Below are 20,080 nucleotides of genomic sequence, written 5' to 3'. Positions count from 1 at the left end.
TGACCTGGATCAAGTACGAAGGCGGCCCGCAGGCCGCCTTCGCCGCCACCCGCCTCTCCCGGCGGTGGCGCGCACCGGACACCGGTGGATCAGGCGGTATAGCCGATGCGGAACCCGCCCCACTGGCGGCCGGACACGAAGATGGGTGCGGAAATGTCATGCACCACCTCGCCGGTGTCGCGGCGGTAGGTCTGGATCAGGAAGGGCTGGCTGTGGGCGCCGCAACGGCGGCCCACCGGATCGTCGAAGATGCGCTTGGTGCGGTTGCCGGCGATGTCCTTCTTCTCGTCGCCGGTCAGCGGCTGGCAGAAGCGCTTGTTATGGGTCGGGAAATAGCCCTTGCGGTCGACCGCGCCGGCGTAGATCAGACCCTGGTTGCGGTCCAGGACTGCCTCCTGGATGGCCGGGAAAAGCCGGTCGGTCAGCGCGTCGAATTTGGTGTTGTACTTGGTCGGTTTCGTGCCGGCGATCGGCTGATAGTTCTCGTCGAACAGATCGTCGAGCTTGATTTCGCCCCGCTTCACCGCCGCCTCGAGGCAGGCACCGATCTGACTGGCTGCGCTGGCCACGATGTCCGGCATGCGGGCATGCCGGGCCACCGCCTGTTCGCCATAGCTGCCCAGCCGGAACACCTGGGCAAGTTCGGCCAGGTTGCTCGACAGCACGTCCAGCCTGGCCGCGCCGGACGCGGTCTGGCCGGACACGTCGCGGTTCGATTCCGCCATCGAGAAGATGCGCTGCACATGCTGCTCGACCTGCTCGCCAAGTGCGTGGTTGTGGCGCATCGCCTCCACGGTGCCGCCGACGCGCTCAAGCGTGGCGTCGGCGCATTCCCGGATGTGATTGAGGGTATCCACCGCCTCGCTGGTCAGCTCGGCACCGCGCCGGGCCTCGACCGCACTGGTGCGGATGGCCGACGCGGCATCGGCGGTCTCGCGCTGGACGGTGGAAATCATCGAGTGGATCTGGCCGGTGGAGGCCGCCGTGCGTTCGGCCAGCTTGCGCACCTCGTCGGCCACGACCGCGAAGCCGCGGCCCTGCTCGCCGGCGCGCGCCGCCTCGATGGCCGCATTGAGCGCGAGCAGATTGGTCTGGTCGGCAATCTCGCGGATCACCTGCACCACCGAACCGATCTCTTCCGAGCGCTGGCCCAGCAGTTCGATCTGTCGCGCGCTTTCGGACACGCTGCCGGCCACCCGCCCCATTTCGTCGGCGACCCGGCTCACCACCTGCGCGCCCTGCTGTGACAGCTCGCGCGAGCGGGTGGCGTCGTCGACCGTGCCGGCCGCGGCCCGGGTCGCTTCCGCCATGCTCTGTTTCATGTTGCCGACGTCGCCACTGGCCGCGCGTGACGCCTCGCATTGCTGTTCGGCCGATCCGGCCACCCGTTCGGCGCCCTTGCCGAGGTCGCTGCAGGTTTCCTGCAGCCGCTGGGACGTGAACAGCATCTTGGCCATGGCCGCGCTGAACTCGATCACCAGCTGGTTGTAGCTGTCCGCCAGACGCGGCAGCGCGCCGTATCCGGCCGGCTCCAGCCGGAAGGTCAGGTCGCCCGACTGACGGGCGCGTTCGATGCCGGCCACTGCGCCGGCCAGGGGCTTCTCGAGAAGGAAGAGGGTGAGCCCGCGCGCCAGTGCTGTTGCCAGCAGCGCGAGAGTGCCGGCGAGCAGTGCGCCGCCGGCTGAGAAGGTCTGGGCGCTGAATGCGTACAGGCCGAGGTGGGTGGTCAGCAGTCCTGCAAAAAGGCCCAGCCAGGGCCAAAGGCTGCGCGTCTGCGCGCGCGTGCTCGTCGTCATCTTTCTCTCTCCTGTCCGGTAAGGGGCGTGGACCCGCTGCCGGAAGCGTCTGTCCCGGCAATCGGCCTCCAGACCCTGGGCATCGTGTGCCGGTCCGTGGTACAGGCTTTACGACGACAGGCGTATGAACTTGAGACGCCCCGCGTCAGACCCTGCTCAGGTGATCGTGAACAATTTCTGGAAATTGGCGACTTCGAGCACCTGGCGGACCGGCGCGCTGCAGTTCGCCAGGCGGATTTCACAGCTGGCGGCGCGGGCCTTGTCGCGCAGCATGAGCAGCATGCCCAGGGCGGAACTGTCCAGATAGCTGACCGCCCCGAGGTCGATTTCCATCGACGATACAGAGCCCTTCGTCAGCAGCTGTTCGGTGACCTCGCGGAATTCGCGGTGCGATGAAAAATCGAAGCGGCCACCGAGTGCGATGCGCGCATGGGCGTTGTCGAGCGTGGAGCGTATTTCCATGATGAATCGATCCGTCAAGGTGATGAAATGCGGTGCAGCGGTCGGGCCATCCGGTCGCGCAGCGGACAGCGCGTCGGGCCTGTCCGCTCACACCGGAGCGGTCAGCTTTCTGCCATGGCTCAGTGCAGCCAGAATGCGTTCGGCCACCTGGGTCAGCGGTGCCACTTCGCAGCATGCGCCGATCTGGGCAGCCTCGCGCGGCATGCCATAGACCACGCAGCTGTCCTGATCCTGGCCTATGGTCCAGGCCCCGGCCCGGCGCATGGCCAGCATGCCCTGCGCACCGTCCTTGCCCATGCCGGTGAGCAGGGCCGCCACGGCACTGCCGCGCGCATGCTGGGCGGCGGAATTGAACAGCACGTCGACCGCCGGCCGGTGGCGGTTGTAGGGCGGTGTCTGCAGCAGTTCGCAGACATAGCCGTTGCCTGAACGGCGGATTTCCAGATGCGAGTGGCCGGGCGCCAGATAGGCGTGTCCGGGCAGGATGCGTTCGCCCTGCTCCGCCTCCTTCACACGCACCCGTGCCAGCGTATCCAGCCGCCGGGCAAAACTTGAAGTGAACATTTCGGGCATGTGCTGGACCATGACGATGCCCGGCACGTTCTCGGGCAGGCGGCACAGCACTTCCTTGATCGCCTCGGTTCCGCCGGTCGACGCACCGATGCAGATGATGCGGTCGCCCCAGCTCGACGCCACCGGTGCCGCCGCGGCAGTCGGCAGCAAGGTCGACGCCGAGGCCGGCGACGACGGCCGGACCGTGACGGCCGGTCGGACGGCGGCGGCCGACGCCGCGCCCCCGCTCGCACCCGTGCGCAGCACCTTCAGGCGAGCGCCGTGGGCAGCGCGTATCTTCTCGTGTATTTCCTGCGCATAGCTGACCGGCAGACCGGCCAGCGACCCGCGCGGCTTGGCGACGTAGTCGACCGCGCCCAGTTCCAGCGCCTGCAGCGTGGTTTCGGACCCCTGCGCGGTCTGGCTGGAAATCATGATGACCGGCATCGGACGCAGGCGCATCACCTTGTCCAGAAACTCCAGGCCATTCATATTGGGCATTTCGACGTCCAGCGTGAGCACGTCGGGCGACAGCTCCTTCACCTTCTGTCGGGCCATTGCCGCGTCAGGCGCCGAACCGACCACTTCCATGTCGGGCGCCTGATTGATGATTTCGGTGAGCACCGCCCGCATCACTGCGGAATCGTCGACCACCAGAACCCTGATCTTCATTCCTTCCTCATCCTCGCATCGGCTCAGGAGAACAGTTCGATGTCTCCGGACGCGTCGTCGCGCGACAGCCGCTCCTGGTACTCGCGTTCGCGACGCATCAGCGTATCGTTGTTCATGCGTGCCAGGCGCTTCAGCAGTACGCGTCCTGACCTAGGGAAGAAGTAAATCTTTCTGGCATGACTGTCCAGCAGATCCTGCGCCACGACAGGAATGCCTTCCTGCGCGAGGTAATCAAGCACGAAGCCGGCATTGCGCTCGCCCACGTTGGCATTGGCCAGCGTGGCCATCACCCGTCCACCGCCGAACACCTTGGCCTGCAGCGCGGAACGGCGGGCACCCGACTTGATCAGCTCGTTCACCAGCAGCTCCATGGCATAGGCGCCGTAGCGGGCGGAACGGCTCATGACGCCGGTCCCGGCGTCCGGGAGCATGAAGTGATTCATGCCGCCGATGCCGCGTTCCGGGTCCCGGATGCAGGCGGCCACGCAGGAACCCAGCACGGTCACCAGCAGCATCTCCCGGGTGGTCACGAAGAACTCGCCCGGCAGTATCTTGACCGCCTCACAGGAGAAATTGCGGTCGAAGTAGCGCTGGGCGGCCTGATGTTCGATCAGGCCGGGCCCCTGATCAGCGAGCGCTGTCAGCACGCGCATAGACAGTCCTGCCGAGATTGCGGAACAGATCCACCGCGTGGGAGAAGCTTTCGGAATGCCCCGCGAACAGCAGCCCGTCCGGCCGCAGCAGCGGCACATAGCGTTTCAGGATGCCGTACTGCGTGGGCTTGTCGAAATAGATCATCACGTTGCGGCAGAAGATGGCTTCGAGCGGGCCACGCACCGGCCAGTTCGACTCCAGCAGATTCACCCGCGTGAAACGGATGAGCTTCTGCAGCTCGGGACGCACCCGGACCTCGCCGGACCGGCTGCCGGTGCCGCGCAGGAAATACTTGCGCACCAGTTCGGGCGACAGCTTCTCGATGCGTTCCTCGCCATAGACGCCGGCCTGCCCCTGCGCCAGCACCTGGGTATCGATGTCAGACGCGATGATTTCGACCGGCGGGTTCATCGAGCCGTACAGCTCGCAGCAGGTGATCGCGATCGAGTACGGCTCTTCGCCGGTCGAGGCCGCGCTGCACCAGATGCGGGCGTTCGGCTTGCCCAGCTTGGTCAGATGCTGCTTGAGGATGTCGAAATGGTGCGCTTCGCGGAAGAAGGACGTCAGGTTGGTGGTCAGCGAATTGACGAAGGTTTCCCACTCGGTGCGGTCGTTGCGCTCCAGCCGGCGGATGTAGTCAGCGAAGGTCGCATCCCCGGTCGCGCGCAACCGGCGCGCCAGCCGGCTGTAGACCATGTCGAACTTGATCGGCGACAGCGAGATGCCCGCGTACTGATGGATCATCTTCGCGATGCGGTCGAAGTCCTCGCGCGTGAACGCGAATTCGCGCGTGTTGCCGGACAGCGTCTTCACCTCGGAAAGCTGACGGGTGATCTCTGCCGCGTTATGTGTCGCAATGCCTGCCTTGCTGCCTGTGCTCACGATGCCTGATCCCGATGGATGCCTGTCACCGGCCCGCCGGGGCCGGTCCTGCTGCTCAGAATTCTTCCCACTCGTCCTCGGCCGCGGCCAGCGATACCGGCGCCACCCGCTTCACCTTGCCGAGCACGCCGCCACGCGAACGCAGCAGCACCGGCTCGGTGTTCGCCGCTTCGCGCACCACCGGTGCCGCCACTGCACGCTCGTAGCCCGATGACAGGCCGCCCGCGCCATCCAGCTTGAACTGGCCCACCGCACGCATCAGCGACCTCGCCTGCTCTTCCAGACTTTCCGCCGCCGCCGCCGCCTGTTCCACCAGCGCCGCGTTCTGCTGCGTCACGCCGTCCATCTGGCTTACCGCCTGCGTCACCTGTGCAATCCCCGACGCCTGCTCCTGGCTCGCCGACGCAATGTCGGTCACCAGACCGGTCACCTGACGGAAGCTGTCTACCACCCGCTCCATCGTGTCGCCCGCCTCGGCCACCAGCTTCGCGCCGTCATCCACGCGCTCCACCGATGCCGCGATCAGCCCCTTGATCTCCTTGGCCGCCTGCGCGCTGCGCTGCGCAAGGTTACGCACCTCGCTCGCCACCACCGCAAAACCGCGGCCCTGCTCACCCGCGCGCGCCGCCTCCACCGCCGCGTTCAGCGCAAGGATGTTGGTCTGGAACGCGATCGAGTCGATCACGCCGATGATGTCCGCGATCTTCTTGCTCGAGTCCTGGATGTCCGACATCGTCAGCACCACCCGCTTCACCGTCTCCGCACCGCGCGTCACCGCCTCGTTGCTCTGACGGCCCAGCTCGTTCGCCTTCTGCGCGCTGTCCGCGTTCTGCTTCACCGTCGCGTTCAGCTCTTCCATCGAGCTGGCCGTCTCTTCCAGCGAACTGGCCTGCTCCTCGGTCCGGGCGCTCAGATCGCTGTTGCCGGCGGCGATCTCACGCGCGGCGGTATTGATCGCTTCTGTCGACTCCTTGATGCGGCCCACCACTTCGCGCAGGCGATCCACCGTGGTGTTGGTGTCGTCCTTGAGCTGGGCGAAGGTGCCCTGGTACTGGCCGTCTATCTTGCGGTTCAGGTCGCCGCTGGCCATCGCGTTGAGCACCGAAGCCAGGTCGCCGAGGCTGGTGGCGACCTGCTCGACCAGGCCGTTCAGCCCCTCCGCCAGCTGGCGGAAGAAGCCCTGCTTGTTCTCCACCGACAGGCGGCGCGTGAAATCACCGTTACCGGCGCCGCGGACCAGATCCGTCACTTCCTTCTCGATCGCCACCTCGTCGGTACGGTCCAGCCACTCTCCGACCGAGCCCAGACGCTGGCCGGCGGCATTGAGGATCGGACTGGTGGTGAGCTGATACAGCCGGCCACCGATGACGATTTCGCTCTTCACCGTGCTGTTGAGCGCGGCCAGACGGGCGCGCGCCGCTTCCGGATCGTCGTAGAACACGGTGATGTCGCTGCCGACGAAGGCGTCCGCGGAAAACTGGGGGACCTTCCTGCGGATTTCCGATTCGGTCCGGCGCAGGGTTTCCACCAGCGTCTTGTTGGCATAGAGCACCTTGCCCGCGTTGTCGGCGATGCGCACATTGGTGGTGACCGAATCGAGCGCCTCGCGGATGCGCAGGTTCTCGTCGGCGACACGGCGCTCTTCCGCCATGTCGGCACCCAGCTTGATCTTCATGGTCTTGGTGGCATCGAGGATGGCCACCATTTCGTCACGACGGGTGGTGTCCACCTCGACATCGAGCCGGCCCTCGGCCATGCGTCGCACGATGGCCTTCACATCGCTGATCGGTTTCCTGATGGCACGCAGCAGCAGCCACGCTCCAAGCCCCGCCACCAGCAGCCCGGCCACCAGCAGGCCGCCCATGATGGCAAAGGCGCGCCCCGAGGCGTCGCGCACGTGTTCGATCTCCTCGCCGGCGACCCGGATCTGCAGATCGACCAGCTCGCCTACCTTGCCGGAAATCGGGTCGATCACCGGATACAGGTCCTGCACCGTGTAGGCGGTCAGCGCAGCCATGTCCTTGGCGCGCATGATGGACGCCAGGCGATCGATCGACGCGTCCGCGGTCTTCATCAGCGGGACCGCCTGTTCGACCAGACGGACTTCCTCGTCGGTCATGCTGCTGGCGCGGTAGCTGTCCCAGTTCTTCGCGATCGCGGCCCGCGCCTGGCTGATGTTCTGTTCGCCCTGCGCGAAATCGATATTGCCGTTGCGCACCTTGTGCGCGGTGTCGACGATGTTGACCGCATACATGTCCGACACCACCTTGAGCTGCTGGGTCGGCACGACACGGTCGTTGTAGGTCACCTTGAGCACCGACTCGCTGTACTGCAGCGCCTGCATGCCGGTGGCGGCGATGCCGGCCATGGCGAGGCCGACGATGCCGACGATGCCGAACATGCGCGCCCGGATGCTCAGACCGGCGATGAAACGGGTCGGCGAGAAACCGGTCTTCACCACCACGCCGTCACGGATGCCGAGCCCCTTCGCCGTGCCTTCGCGGAAGGCGCGGTAGGCGCTTTCGGCCGCCGCCACCTGTTCGCGCGTCGGGCGGGTGCGCACCGACATGTAGCCGGTCACGACACCGTTCTCCAGCACCGGAGTGGCATTGGCCACCACCCAGTAGTGGTCGCCGTTCTTGCAGCGGTTCTTCACCAGCCCGGTCCAGGGACGCTCCGACTTCAGGCAGCGCCACATGTCCTCGAACGCCTCGCGCGGCATGTCCGGATGGCGCACGATGTTGTGCGGCTGGCCGATCAGTTCGGCTTCATCGAATCCGCTGATGTCGATGAAGTCCCTGTTCACATAGACGATCTGGCCTTTCAGATCGGTACGCGACACGATGTTGTGTCGATCGGTCAGTTCGACTTCCCGCCCGGTCACCGGCGAATTGATGCGCATGATGTTCCCTCTGCTACGACCGGCGGCACGCTGCCGCTCCGGTCACGTTCCACTTCAGAACTCTTCCCACTCTTCTTCGGCGAACGCCGAGGCCGCACCGGGCACCACACGCTTCACCTTGCCGAGCACGCCACCCCGCGAACGCGGCAGCACCGGCTCGGTGTTCGCCGCCTCTCGCCCCACCGGCGCCGATACCGCACGCTCGTAGCCCGAGGACAGGCCGCCCGCGCCATCCAGCTTGAACTGGCCCACCGCACGCATCAGCGACCTCGCCTGCTCTTCCAGACTTTCCGCCGCCGCCGCCGCCTGTTCCACCAGCGCCGCGTTCTGCTGCGTCACGCCGTCCATCTGGCTCACCGCCTGCGTCACCTGCGCAATCCCCGACGCCTGCTCCTGGCTCGCCGACGCAATGTCGGTCACCAGACCGGTCACCTGACGGAAGCTGTCGACCACCCGCTCCATCGTGTCGCCCGCCTCGGCCACCAGCTTCGCGCCGTCATCCACGCGCTCCACCGATGCCGCGATCAGCCCCTTGATCTCCTTGGCCGCCTGCGCGCTGCGCTGCGCAAGGTTGCGCACCTCGCTCGCCACCACCGCAAAACCGCGGCCCTGCTCACCCGCGCGCGCCGCCTCCACCGCCGCGTTCAGCGCAAGGATGTTGGTCTGGAACGCGATCGAGTCGATCACGCCGATGATGTCCGCGATCTTCTTGCTCGAGTCCTGGATGTCCGACATCGTCAGCACCACCCGCTTCACCGTCTCCGCACCGCGCGTCACCGCCTCGTTGCTCTGACGGCCCAGCTCGTTCGCCTTCTGCGCGCTGTCCGCGTTCTGCTTCACCGTCGCGTTCAGCTCTTCCATCGAGCTGGCCGTCTCCTGCAGCGAGCTGGCCTGCTCCTCGGTGCGCGAACTGAGGTCGCTGTTGCCTGCCGAAATCTCGCGGGCAGCCACGTTGATCGCTTCGGTCGATTCCTTGATGCGGCCCACCACGTCGCGCAGGCGATCCACCGTGGTGTTGGTGTCGTCCTTGAGCTGGGCGAAGGTGCCTTGGTACTGGCCGTCTATCTTGCGGTTCAGGTCGCCGCTGGCCATCGCGTTGAGCACCGAAGCCAGGTCGCCGAGGCTGGTGGCGACCTGCTCGACCAGACCGTTCAGCCCTTCCGCCAGCTGGCGGAAGAAACCCTGCTTGTTCTCCACCGACAGCCGCTGCGTGAAGTCGCCGGCGGCTGCGGCCATGACCAGACCGGTCACCTCCTGCTCGATGGCCACCTCGTCGGTACGGTCCTTCCATTCGCCAACCGTGCCGACGCGTTCGCCGGCGTCATTCACGATGGGCGTCAGCCACAGGTCGAATACATGGCCGCCGATCGCCAGTTCGCTGCGCTGGACCATGCCATCGGTCCAGCTGCGGCGCACGAAGTCCGGATTGGTGCACAGCGCGTTCACATTGCTGCCGATGAAGCGGTCGATCGAGAAGCCGGGCACGCCTGTGCGGATTGCGCCCTCTACCCGCCCCAACGTGCGCATCATGGCGCGGTTCGCATAGAGCACCGTGCCGCTGTTGTCGGCAATGCGCACATTGGTGGTGACGCAGTCGAGCGCGGTGCGGGCGCGCAGGTTTTCCTCCGCCACCACCCGGTCCCGCTCGGTGCGTTCCTTCAGATCCACGCGCATCTTGTCGAGCAGCCGCATCAGCTGCCCCACCTCGTCCTGCACGCCGGCTTCGATGCTGCGATCGAACATGCCGGTCGAGATCGCCTCGGCGTGCTGGCCCGCCAGCCGCAGACGGCTGGCGATGCTGCGTCCGAGATTGAGACCGATGAAGCCGATGACGCCGGCGATGGCCAGCGCGATCAGCGCGACCCGCATGACTTCCTTCAGGATGAGCGCATTGACGTCATCGACATAGATGCCCGATCCGACCACCCAGCCCCAGGGCTCGAACTGACGGACATAGGACACCTTGGGCACCGGCGCGCTCGCGCCCGGACGCGGCCACTGGTAATCGACGAAACCGGCACCGTCGCTGCGGGCCACCCGGACGAACTCGACGAACAGCGCCTTGCCGTCCGGGTCCTTGGTGCCGCTCAGATCCTTGCCTTCCAGTTCCGGCTTGGTCGGGTGCATGACCATGCGCGGACCGAAGTCGTTGATCCAGAAATAGTCCTGGCCGTTGTAGCGCAGCGTGCGCAGGGTTTCCATCGCCTGCTTGCGCGCGTCGGCATCAGTCAGCTCGCCGGTGCCGACGCGCTTGTGGAAGGCCTCCACCACGCCCCACGCCGATTCCACCGCGAAGCGGGCGGCGTTCTTGCGGTCCTCCAGCATGTTGGAGCGCATGCCGAACAGCAGCACCGTGGCCAGCAGGATGATGCCGGCGGTGGCCGCCGCGACGATGACCAGCAGGCGCTGCTGGACGCTGAGACCGCGTGGGTTGGCGGCTTTCGAGGAGTCGATTGAAGTCATTCTCGGGGACTTTCAGTCAGTGCACGGGATCGTCGACCAACGCCATGTCGGGCGACAGCATGAGTTTCTCGATATCCACCACGATGAGCATGCGGGTGTCGATCGACCCGAGACCGTGGATGTAGCGCGTATCGAGCGCGGACGAAAAATCGGGGGCGGGCAGGATCTGGGATGCGTCCAGCGCCAGCACGTCGGACACCGAATCGACCACCATGCCGACCACCCGGCCACCGACATTGAGAATGATGGTGACGGTGAAGGGCGTGTACTCGACGACGCCGACGCCGAACTTGATGCGCAGATCGACGATGGGCACGATGGTGCCGCGCAGATTGATCACGCCCTTGATGAAGGGCGGCGCGTGCGCGATGCCGGTCACCGCGTCATAGCCGCGGATTTCCTGCACCTTGAGAATATCGATTGCGTACTCTTCCTCACCCAGCGTGAAGGTGAGGTATTCCTGGGCGTAGCTGCCCTCCACACCCCCGTCGGGCCGGTGGGACGCTGCCTGCGCCGCGTGAACCATTGTGAGCTCTCCCTCGCTTCCGATACCTCAGATGTAACGGCAGATGAAGCACGCGCCTTGAGGCTGGGAAGCCCCCAAATTTGCGCTCCGGCCCGCGCAACCGGGCGCACCGGAACCGTGCGCCCTGCAGGCGACGGTCGGTGGGCGGAAAGGAAAAACGAAGCGCCGCCCGCGGAAGGGGGCGGCGACAGCGGCCGCTCAGGCGGCCGCTGCGAAGGTACCGCGCGCCGAAGACACCAGCGCCGGCACGTCGAGGATGAGGCCGACGTGGCCGTCGCCCATAATGGTGGCGCCGGAAATGCCCACCACCTTGCGGTAATTGGCTTCCAGGCTCTTGATCACGACCTGGTGCTGGCCGACCAGTTCGTCGACGAACAGCGCAATCTTGTCGCCGTCGGACTCCAGCACCACCAGGATGCCGCGCTCCAGGTCGGTGGTGCCGTCATGCAGCCCGAGCGCTTCCTTCAGCGTCAGAATGTTCAGGTACTCGTTGCGCACCTGCACCAGCCGCGGCTGACCCGCCACGCTCTTGATCATGGCTGCAGTCGGCTGCAGCGACTCGACCACGTAGTTCAGCGGCACGATGTAGGTATCCGCACCGACCGCGACCGACATGCCGTCCAGGATGGCCAGCGTGAGCGGCAGGCGTACCGTCATGCGGGTACCGACGCCGGTCATCGATTCGATGTCCACCCGTCCGCCCATGGCAGCGATGTTCTTCTTCACGACATCCATGCCGACGCCGCGACCGGACACTTCGGTGATCTGTTCCGCGGTCGAGAAGCCCGCCTCGAAAATCAGCGCCCACACCTCGGAATCGCTCATCGCGTCGCTGACCGCAAAACCGCGCTCGCGCGCCTTGGACAGGATGCGGTCGCGATTCAGCCCGGCGCCGTCGTCGCCGACCTCGATCACGATATTGCCGCTCTGGTGCGAGGCCTTCAGCGTGATCGTGCCCTCGCGCGGCTTGCCACGGGCTTCGCGCAGGTCCGGCGTTTCGATGCCGTGATCCAGGCTGTTGCGGATGAGGTGGGTGAGCGGGTCGGCGATGCGCTCGATCAGCCCCTTGTCCAGTTCGGTCGATTCGCCGGTGGTCACCAGACGCACCTGCTTGCCCAGCTTCTGCGACAGGTCGCGCACCACGCGCGGGAAGCGCGAGAACACGGTGGACATCGGCAGCATGCGGATGGACATGACCGATTCCTGCAGGTCGCGCGTGTTGCGTTCGAGCTGCTGCACGCCGTTCATCAGCCGCTCGAATTCGACCGGATCCAGCTTCGACGCGGCCGAAGCCAGCATGGCCTGGGTAATCACGAGCTCACCGACCAGATTGATGATCTGATCGACCTTGTCCACGCCAACGCGGATCGAGGTGTCGCCACCGCTTCCCGCCTTCGCGGCACGCGCGGCCGGGGCGCGGGGCGCCTCGGCCGGCTTGACCGCGGCTACCGGTGCAGGCTCCGCCGGCATCTGACTGACCGGAACCGGCGTGACGTCCGCGGACGCCGCGGGCAGCGGCTCGAAGAAACCGTAGCTGCCGTCCGGCGAAGCACTGGCCTGCAGCGCCTGGGCCAGATCGGGCACACCTGGCGCCTGGTCGAAGAAGCCGAAACTTTCGTCTGCCTTCACCGGCGCGGGCGCAACCGGATCAGCGAACAGACCGAAGCTGTCATCGGATGCCGCGCCGGTGGCGGGTTCGGGCGCGAACAGACCCCACGACTCGTCGGCGGGTTCGGCCGCGGGCGACGGCGCCGCATCGTCCGCGAACAGTCCCCATGTGTCGTCCCCGGCCGCGACCGGCGCCTCCGCCCCTTCCGCATAACTGCCCGGGTGCGCGATGAATTCGACGATGTCGCGCACCGCCGCCGCGTCGACCGTACCGCCGAGCACGCACTGCAGGCGGCCGGCCGCGTCCATCGATACATCGACCACCTTGGCGCCCAGCATTTCCAGCTCGGCGCTCATGTTCTCGATCACCCCAGCTGCGTCGGCACAGGCCGGCGGCAGCGCGAAGCTGAAACTGAAGGATTTCTGCAGCGCACGTTCCGGCAGCGGCGCGGCCTGCGCGTCTTCGGCCGCCGCGTCGTTGCCGTACAGGCGCTGCAGCGTGGCGCACACCTCCGCCACGCGCTGAAGGTCGGCCGAGCCCTCGCCACGGTGAGCGGCCACCAGATCGCGCAGCAGGTCGCCCGCTTCCAGCGAGGCATCGACCATCGCGGTGGTCATCACCACCTCGTGCTTGCGCACGCGGTCGAGCAGGGTTTCCAGCTCATGGGTGACCTGGGCGAGATCCTGGAAGCCGAAGGTACCGGCGCTGCCCTTGATCGAATGGGCGGCGCGGAAGATGGCGTTCATCTCCTCGTCATCGATGCTGTCCAGATCGATGTCGAGCAGCATCTGCTCCATATTGGCCAGATGCTCCGCGGCTTCCTCGAAGAACACCTGGTAGAACTGGCTCATGTCCACGGTCATGGACGGTCTCCCGGCAGCAGGTGTGGGGTGCTCAGCCGATGACCTTCTTCACCACCTCGACCAGCTTCTGCGGGTCGAAGGGCTTGACCAGCCAGCCGGTCGCGCCGGCGGCGCGGCCCTGTGCCTTCATCGCGTCGGACGACTCGGTGGTCAGCATCAGGATGGGCGTGGTCTTGTACTGCGCCATCGCGCGCAGATTGCGGATCAGCGTGAGGCCGTCCATACGCGGCATGTTCTGGTCGGTCAGCACCAGATTGACCGACTTGGATTTGGCCTTGTCCAGCCCATCCTGTCCGTCAACCGCCTCGATCACCTCGTAGCCCGAGCTTTTCAGCGTGAATGCCACCATCTGACGGATCGACGCGGAATCGTCGATCGCAAGCACGGTCTTTGCCATGGCCCAACTCCTTCAGAACAGTTCTATTTCACCTTCCTGGTAAGCCTTCTGGGCCACCGGGTTGGTGCTATCTACGACAGTCAGTTGTGCCAGCGCGTCGGCGACACGCTGGACCAGTTCGGGAGACGCCTGCCCCAGGGCAGCCGCCTGACTCAGTGCGCGCACGGTGACCATGACGCCGTCGATCGAATCGATGCGCTTCTGCACATGGCCGATCAGTTGCGAGGTCATGTCCTGGAACTGCAGCGAGGTGACCGCATTGGCGACCGCCCCATCCACCCGCTCCACCGAAGCGCCGAGCTCGACGATGGACTGCTGGCGCCGCTGGTGCAGCATTTCCAGTCCGCGCACGACGGTTTCGACGCGCGTCTTCGATTCCAGTGCAAAGGTCATGTCCTGGCCGGCCATCTTGGCCAGCGCCGCTTCGGTCAGGCGCACATTCGTCTGCACGCGGTCGACCAGCGTGACGATCTGCTGGCTGAAGTCATTGGTGCGGGAGGACAGATCGCGCACCTCGTCGGCCACCACCGCGAAGCCACGGCCGGCCTCGCCGGCGCGCGCCGCCTCGATGGCGGCATTGAGCGCCAGCAGGTTGGTCTGTTTGGAAATGCCGCCAATCTCGCTCAGCAGCGTGCGCACGCGCTCGGTTTCACGGGCGATGCCTTCGGTCAGTTCGACCAGCTCCATGCCCAGCTTGCTGTTGTGCACCACACTATCAACCACGCGCTGCATGGTGCCCGAGGTTTCTTCGACGAACTTCTCGAAATCGAACTGCTCGCTGCCGTCGCCACCAGTCAGCGCCAGCGCGGTTTCGCGCTGGCTGTTGGTTTCGCCGAGCATTTTGTGAAAGCTCTGGGTGAGCCCTTCGATGGCTTCATGAAGCAGTTGCTGCACCCGCTTCAGTTCTTCGTTCATGTGATCGCACTGGGCATGCACCGAATCGGACGAACCGACGACCAGTTCGTGCGCAGTGTCCGGCTCGCTGCCGCTGTCGGTGGCCACCTCATCGACCGTCCCTGTGCCCCGGCCAGCGATCGCGATGGCGGCCGACCACAGCAGTGCGCAGGCGCCGACGGCTGCAATCACCGGCCACAGCGCGGCCGGAACGAGCGCCACCGTGATTCCGGCGCACAGGACGGATCCGGTCCATGCGGCGATCAGGGCAACGGTTCTAGGTTTCATGGCAACAGGCATCCAATGGAAAGGGGGGCCGGACAGACTGCTCTTTTTACGGCAGCGCAGCGCCGGACTTGACCACTTCAGCCTTCATGGTTTGGCGCCGCCTTCGACAGCCGCAGCCACGTCTTCCGCATTGACGGTCTTGCCGTCAGACAGCATGGCCTGTTCAGTTTCCCGGTTCAGCACCACGATGCTGATCCGGCGGTTGATCGGGTTGTAAGGGTCGTCCTTGTCGAACGGCACGATGGAGGCCATGCCCACCACCCGCAGCACCTTGTCCGGGTCCATGCCGCCGTAGATCAGTTCGCGGCGCGAGGCATTGGCCCGGTTGGCCGACAGTTCCCAGTTCGAGAAGCCGCCCAGACCGCCGGAGAACGGGGTGGCGTCGGTGTGACCGGACAGGAACACGCGGTTATCGACCTGATTCAGGATGACGCCGATCTCGCGCAGGATCTTCTGCGTATAGGGCTGCAGCCGGTCGCTGGCTGACGCGAACATCGGCCGGTTCTGTTCGTCGACGATCTGGATGCGCAGGCCTTCTGCGGTCACGTCCAGCAGCAGCTGGTTGCGGAAGGGCCGCAGATCCGGATTCGCCTCGATGCGCGCCTCGATCTGGCTTTTCAGCTCCACCAGCTTGGCCCGCTCCTGTCGCTGCTGTTCGCGCTTGACCTCTTCCGCCTTCTGGTCCTCGCCGCTCATGCTGAGGTTGATCGAACGCTGCTTGGTTTCGACCGCACCGTACTTGACCTGACCGGTCTGCCGGGTGAGGTCGCGACCGCCGCCCTGGATCACGCTGGAGCTGTCGCCCGAACCCGAACCACCCTGCTGTGCCACCTTGAGCGGATTCTCGAAGAACTCCGCGATGCCCTGCAGATCGCCCTGGGCGGTCGAACCGAGCAGCCACATGAGCAGGAAGAAGGCCATCATCGCGGTCACGAAGTCGGCGTAGGCGATCTTCCACGCACCACCGTGCGCGCCGCCGCCGCCCTTCTTGATCTTCTTGACGATGATTGGCTGCTGGGTATCGTCGGACATGATTCAGTTGCCGGATGCCTGTGTCAGTGCCTGCGCGACGAGCGCGATCACTTGCCCTTGCGGTTCTTCACTTCCTCTTCCAGCTCCTTGAAGCTGGGGCGGTCCGGCGAGTACAGCACCTTGCGGCCGAACTCGATCGCCACCTGAGGGGCATAGCCGTTCATGCTGGCCAGCAGTACGACCTTCATGCATTCGTAGATCTTGCCGCCCTCTTCCATCTTCTGTTCGAGCTGGGAGGCGATCGGCGCAACGAAACCGTAGGACAGCAGAATGCCGAGGAAGGTACCGACCAGCGCACCGCCGATCATCTTGCCGAGCACCGCCGGCGGCTGGCCGACCGAACCCATCACGTTCACCACCCCCATCACCGCCACCACAATACCGAAGGCCGGCACGCCGTCCGCCATCTTGGACACGCAGTGCACCGCCACATGCTGTTCCGCGTGGTGGGTTTCGATTTCGGCGTCCATCAGGTCGGCGATCTCGAAGGCATTGAGATTGCCGCCCACCATCATGCGCAGGTAATCGGTCAGGAAATCGACCGCGTGATGGTCGGCGAGGAAATTCGGGTACTTGGAAAAGATCGGGCTCGATTCCGGGTTCTCGACATCGGCTTCGATCGACATCAGGCCTTCCTTGCGCACCTTGGCCAGGATTTCGTACAGCATGGCCAGCACGTCCATGTAGAAGGCCTTGCTGTAGCCGGAGCCCTTGAACACCGAGGGCAGCGCCGCCACCGTCGCCTTGATCGCCGGCATGCCATTGCCGGCGACAAAGCCACCCAGCATGAGGCCGAAGATCGCGACGTATTCGGTCGGCACCCACAGTGCCGCCAGGCTGCCGTGGATGGCGTAGGTGCCCACCGAAGCGGCAAGGATGATCACGTAGCCGATGATCAGAAACATGGACTTTTCCTGTGTATGACGGATGTTCCGGTTACCTGCAGGCGGCACGGCCTGCACGGCAATCGCGCGCCGCGGCCCGGTTCCATCCCGGGGACATCTGCCTGCCGGCACCGCCTGCCTGATGGTCTAACGGCACCACGACACGAAACTTGACCGTCCTGCAACGCAGGAAATGAGGCCCCTGTCCCGCTTTTCTCCGGCACAAAAAAAAGCCGCTGCGGGTTACCCCGCAGCGGCGAGCTCCTTGCTTGCGCAAGGAGGAGGTCAGACAGGAATGAGGGTCAGGCGGCGATCAGCGCCTCGCGGGCACGCCGCGTCTTGCCGGCGCGGGCCGGGATGTGGCACAGGCCGCATACATAGCTGGCCTTCGGATCGTAGGCATGGGCGACGAAGCGGCCGCCGCAGCAGGTGCAGCCGGTGTGCTGCAGCAGTTTGGCGTCGAAGAAGCGCACCAGGGTCCAGGCGCGGGTCAGGCTCAGCACCTCTTCCATGCCGTGCGTCTGCACGTGCTCCTGGTACAGCTTGAAGGCCTTCACGATGCAGTCGAGCTGGGTCAGCTTCGAGTTCTGCTTGAAGAAGGAGAAGAAGGCCATGAACAGCGAAGCATGAATATTGGGCTGCCAGGTCATGAACCAGTCGGTCGAGAAGGGCAGCATGCCCTTGGGCGGCGACACACCCTTCACTTCCTTGTACAGCTTGAGCAGGCGCTCGCGCGACAGGTTGGTTTCCGCCTCCAGCAGCTGCAGGCGTGCGCCCAGTTCGATCAGGCTGACGGCCAGCGCGATTTCGCGGCCTTCCGACACGATGCTCTTGTTTTTCATGGCCAGACTCCGCCGGATCAGGACACGGCTTCAAGCGGCTGCGCGCAGGCCAGTATGGTCGCGTGCAGGTGGGAGGTCGAGGCCTCGCGGCCGTGGCTGGACAGCAGGCCAAGCAGCACGCGGTCGTCGAAGCGCAGGCGGCACAGCATCATGTTCGCGCTGGCCATCTTAAGCACCTGGGCGGGCGACAGCGATTCGATCATGTCAGCCACTTCTTCGCTGACGCCGAGACGGAACATCGCTGCATCGCGGTCCTCGCGGATCATCTGCTGCGCGAGCATCAGATAGGCGAGATTCAGTTCGCGGATTTCGTTGAGCAGGCCAGCGGTTTTCATGCAGCGATCCCTCCGTTTTTCCAGGCACCCAGGCGCCTGTGGACGACTCGCATTCTGCCCACGAGGGCGACGCTGCCCAATCGGGGAGCGGCGAAACTTGCTGTACGAACGGACGAACGCCCGCCTGTAGGAATAATTCCTACATCGCGCGGACGTACGGGGGTGTAACGCGCCCGGACGAGCGCGTCTGACAGTGCTTACGGCAGGGCGGGAGCGGACTTGAGGACTTTTTTCATACGTCGAAACCGCCCGCGCGGATGCGCTGTTCCAGCAGATCCGCATCGACCGGACGGGAAAACAGGTAACCCTGGAAGCGGTCGCACTGCTCGCGCCGCAGGAAGCCGTACTGCTCCGGCGTCTCCACGCCTTCGGCCACCGTGGTCAGCCGCAGGCTGCGCGCCAGCGCGATGATGACGCGGATGATGGCCGCGTCGTCCTCGTCCTCGTTGATGTCACGGACAAAGGACTTGTCGATCTTCACGATGTCGATCGGGAAGCGCTTGAGGTAGGACAGCGACGAATAGCCGGTGCCGAAGTCGTCCATCGAAATGCGCACGCCCATGTTCTTGAGCGCCTTCAGCATGCCTATGGTCGTTTCGGCGTCCTTCATCAGCACCGATTCGGTGATTTCCAGCACCAGCTTTTCCGGCGGGAATCCGGTGTCCTCCAGCGTGGTGCGCACGGTTTCGAGCAGACGGGGCTGGGCGAACTGCACCGCCGACACATTGACCGATACCGACAGGTCGTCCATGCCCTGACGGTGCCAGCGCTTGCCCTGGGTGCAGGCTTCGCGCATGACCCAGGCACCGATCTCGACGATGAGGCCGGATTCGTCGGCCAGCGGGATGAAGCGGTCGGGCGCGACCACGCCGCGCTGCGGATGCTTCCAGCGCAGCAGCGCCTCGACGCCGGACGGACGTCCGGTCTGGCCGTTCAGGATGGGCTGGTAGTTCAGGAACAGTTCGCCGCGCTGCACCGCGTGCCGCAGATGCGTTTCCAGCACCAGCTTCTCGGCCGAACTGGCGCTCATCTCCCGCGCGTAGAAGCTGAGACCGTTGCCGCCGGACCGCTTGGCGCTGGCCATCGCGGCTTCGGCATTCATGATCAGCGACTGCGCGTCGTCGCCGTCGTCCGGCGTCATCGCGACCCCGACCGAGGCGGTCAGGAACAGTTCGAGGCCGTCCTTGATGATGGGCGTGGCGAAGGCATCCATCAGACGCTGGGCGAGGCCGGATGCGAGCGCACGGGTGGTGCACGCCGGCGCGAACACGCAGAAGCGGTCGCCGCTCAGGCGGGCGATCATGGCGCCATCGCCGGCACGGTCGATCAGCCGGCGCACCGCCTCGCGCAGCACCGCATTGCCGGCTTCGTAACCGAAGCTGGTGTTGATGCGCAGGAAGCGGTCGATATCCACCACCAGCAACGTGGCGTGGCGTGCTTCGGCGCTGCGGCGCGCCGAATCGAGCCAGTCGTCGATCTGCGCCCGCAGCAGGGTCTGGTTCGGCAGCGCCGACAGCGTGTCGAAGAAGGCCAGCGCATGGATGCGGGCGTCCGCGGTCTGTACCGCGCGACGGGTTTCGACGCCGCGCAGCTCGCGCTCGATCACCGGCACCAGACGGGCGATATTGCCCTTCTGGACGTAATCGGCCACGCCGTTGCGCATGGCCGAGAAGGCCATGTGGTCGGAAATCTTTCCGGAATAGATGATGAAGGGGATGTCGCGGCCGCTGCGGCGCACGACTTCCAGCGCGGAGGCGGAATCGAAGCCCGGCATCGCGTGGTCGGAGATGACCAGGTCCCACTCGCGCTCTTCCAGCGCGCGCGCGAGGTCGTGCGCGCTGTCCACGCGTTCCGAGTAGGTGTCGAGGCCGCGCGCGCTCAGCTGAGCGTTCAGCAGGAAGACGTCGTCTTCATTGTCTTCGACCATCAACACCTTGATGGTTCTGAAGCCTCCCATCCTGTCCGAGTGACGATCCATTAATACGGGTTCCGCGTCGTGAGCACGATCAACGGAAACATCGACGGCA

At 65.4% G+C, this 20,080-nt stretch carries 16 protein-coding genes; all 16 read right to left on the bottom strand.

Features of this window, described 5'->3' with window-relative positions; all coding sequences use genetic code 11:
• Positions 1-89: 89 nt before the first annotated feature.
• Entirely contained in the window at positions 90-1,796 is a 1,707-nt protein-coding gene (locus METUNV1_RS12730) for a methyl-accepting chemotaxis protein (RefSeq protein WP_008062358.1), read from the bottom strand.
• A gap of 156 nt (positions 1,797-1,952) precedes the next feature.
• The gene (locus METUNV1_RS12725; protein WP_008062356.1) at positions 1,953-2,258 is read right to left on the bottom strand and encodes an STAS domain-containing protein; all 306 of its coding nucleotides are present in this window, start codon (positions 2,256-2,258) and stop codon (positions 1,953-1,955) included.
• A gap of 87 nt (positions 2,259-2,345) precedes the next feature.
• The gene (locus tag METUNV1_RS12720) at positions 2,346-3,482 is read right to left on the bottom strand and encodes a protein-glutamate methylesterase/protein-glutamine glutaminase (protein WP_008062355.1); all 1,137 of its coding nucleotides are present in this window, start codon (positions 3,480-3,482) and stop codon (positions 2,346-2,348) included.
• Positions 3,483-3,505: 23 nt separating this feature from the next.
• Positions 3,506-4,135 (bottom strand): chemoreceptor glutamine deamidase CheD, encoded by a 630-nt coding sequence (gene cheD, locus METUNV1_RS12715; protein WP_008062354.1) that lies wholly within the window; start codon positions 4,133-4,135, stop codon positions 3,506-3,508.
• A complete protein-coding gene (locus tag METUNV1_RS12710) occupies positions 4,110-4,994 on the bottom strand; it encodes a CheR family methyltransferase (RefSeq protein WP_081471365.1) in 885 nt (294 codons plus the stop codon). The genes cheD and METUNV1_RS12710 overlap by 26 nt, the downstream gene beginning before the upstream one ends.
• Before the next feature lie 79 nt (positions 4,995-5,073).
• Entirely contained in the window at positions 5,074-7,920 is a 2,847-nt protein-coding gene (locus METUNV1_RS12705; protein WP_008062350.1) for a methyl-accepting chemotaxis protein, read from the bottom strand.
• Positions 7,921-7,974: 54 nt separating this feature from the next.
• Positions 7,975-10,383 (bottom strand): methyl-accepting chemotaxis protein, encoded by a 2,409-nt coding sequence (locus tag METUNV1_RS12700; RefSeq protein ID WP_008062348.1) that lies wholly within the window; start codon positions 10,381-10,383, stop codon positions 7,975-7,977.
• Between the two features lie 16 nt (positions 10,384-10,399).
• Positions 10,400-10,909: a chemotaxis protein CheW gene (locus METUNV1_RS12695; RefSeq protein WP_008062346.1), complete on the bottom strand. Its 510-nt coding sequence runs from the start codon at positions 10,907-10,909 to the stop codon at positions 10,400-10,402.
• 198 nt (positions 10,910-11,107) lie between these two features.
• Positions 11,108-13,381 carry a chemotaxis protein CheW gene (locus tag METUNV1_RS12690; protein WP_008062344.1) on the bottom strand — a complete coding sequence of 758 codons (2,274 nt, stop codon included), beginning with the start codon at positions 13,379-13,381 and terminating at the stop codon, positions 11,108-11,110.
• A 31-nt stretch (positions 13,382-13,412) separates the two neighbouring features.
• Complete coding sequence (locus tag METUNV1_RS12685; RefSeq protein ID WP_008062343.1) at positions 13,413-13,778, bottom strand: response regulator; 366 nt, start codon at positions 13,776-13,778, stop codon at positions 13,413-13,415.
• A gap of 12 nt (positions 13,779-13,790) precedes the next feature.
• Complete coding sequence (locus tag METUNV1_RS12680; RefSeq protein ID WP_008062341.1) at positions 13,791-14,894, bottom strand: methyl-accepting chemotaxis protein; 1,104 nt, start codon at positions 14,892-14,894, stop codon at positions 13,791-13,793.
• A gap of 150 nt (positions 14,895-15,044) precedes the next feature.
• Positions 15,045-15,992, bottom strand: coding sequence for a flagellar motor protein MotB (gene motB, locus METUNV1_RS12675; protein WP_008062337.1), 948 nt, complete (start codon positions 15,990-15,992; stop codon positions 15,045-15,047).
• A 47-nt stretch (positions 15,993-16,039) separates the two neighbouring features.
• Entirely contained in the window at positions 16,040-16,897 is an 858-nt protein-coding gene (gene motA, locus METUNV1_RS12670) for a flagellar motor stator protein MotA (protein WP_008062333.1), read from the bottom strand.
• A gap of 281 nt (positions 16,898-17,178) precedes the next feature.
• On the bottom strand, positions 17,179-17,718 hold the full coding sequence (flhC, locus tag METUNV1_RS12665) for a flagellar transcriptional regulator FlhC (RefSeq protein ID WP_008062331.1): 540 nt from the start codon (positions 17,716-17,718) through the stop codon (positions 17,179-17,181).
• A 17-nt stretch (positions 17,719-17,735) separates the two neighbouring features.
• Complete coding sequence (flhD, locus tag METUNV1_RS12660; RefSeq protein WP_008062328.1) at positions 17,736-18,053, bottom strand: flagellar transcriptional regulator FlhD; 318 nt, start codon at positions 18,051-18,053, stop codon at positions 17,736-17,738.
• A gap of 232 nt (positions 18,054-18,285) precedes the next feature.
• Positions 18,286-19,980, bottom strand: coding sequence for a putative bifunctional diguanylate cyclase/phosphodiesterase (locus tag METUNV1_RS12655; protein ID WP_008062326.1), 1,695 nt, complete (start codon positions 19,978-19,980; stop codon positions 18,286-18,288).
• Positions 19,981-20,080: the final 100 nt, after the last annotated feature.

This window comes from Methyloversatilis universalis FAM5 (assembly GCF_000214035.2).
Classification (GTDB): Bacteria; Pseudomonadota; Gammaproteobacteria; order Burkholderiales; family Rhodocyclaceae; genus Methyloversatilis; species Methyloversatilis universalis.
The sequence above is the reverse complement of the archived record's forward strand: the minus strand, read 5'-3'. Positions and strand labels throughout refer to the sequence as shown.

Bases quoted from the DNA above. Each gene is read 5' to 3' on its own strand.
- METUNV1_RS12730 (WP_008062358.1), bottom strand. From the start codon at position 1,796: ATGACGACGAGCACGCGCGCGCAGACGCGCAGCCTTTGGCCCTGGCTG.
- METUNV1_RS12725 (WP_008062356.1), bottom strand. From the start codon at position 2,258: ATGGAAATACGCTCCACGCTCGACAACGCCCATGCGCGCATCGCACTC.
- METUNV1_RS12720 (WP_008062355.1), bottom strand. From the start codon at position 3,482: ATGAAGATCAGGGTTCTGGTGGTCGACGATTCCGCAGTGATGCGGGCG.
- cheD (WP_008062354.1), bottom strand. From the start codon at position 4,135: ATGCGCGTGCTGACAGCGCTCGCTGATCAGGGGCCCGGCCTGATCGAA.
- METUNV1_RS12705 (WP_008062350.1), bottom strand. From the start codon at position 7,920: ATGCGCATCAATTCGCCGGTGACCGGGCGGGAAGTCGAACTGACCGAT.
- METUNV1_RS12700 (WP_008062348.1), bottom strand. From the start codon at position 10,383: ATGACTTCAATCGACTCCTCGAAAGCCGCCAACCCACGCGGTCTCAGC.
- METUNV1_RS12695 (WP_008062346.1), bottom strand. From the start codon at position 10,909: ATGGTTCACGCGGCGCAGGCAGCGTCCCACCGGCCCGACGGGGGTGTG.
- METUNV1_RS12690 (WP_008062344.1), bottom strand. From the start codon at position 13,381: ATGACCGTGGACATGAGCCAGTTCTACCAGGTGTTCTTCGAGGAAGCC.
- METUNV1_RS12685 (WP_008062343.1), bottom strand. From the start codon at position 13,778: ATGGCAAAGACCGTGCTTGCGATCGACGATTCCGCGTCGATCCGTCAG.
- motB (WP_008062337.1), bottom strand. From the start codon at position 15,992: ATGTCCGACGATACCCAGCAGCCAATCATCGTCAAGAAGATCAAGAAG.
- motA (WP_008062333.1), bottom strand. From the start codon at position 16,897: ATGTTTCTGATCATCGGCTACGTGATCATCCTTGCCGCTTCGGTGGGC.
- flhC (WP_008062331.1), bottom strand. From the start codon at position 17,718: ATGAAAAACAAGAGCATCGTGTCGGAAGGCCGCGAAATCGCGCTGGCC.
- flhD (WP_008062328.1), bottom strand. From the start codon at position 18,053: ATGAAAACCGCTGGCCTGCTCAACGAAATCCGCGAACTGAATCTCGCC.
- METUNV1_RS12655 (WP_008062326.1), bottom strand. From the start codon at position 19,980: ATGGTCGAAGACAATGAAGACGACGTCTTCCTGCTGAACGCTCAGCTG.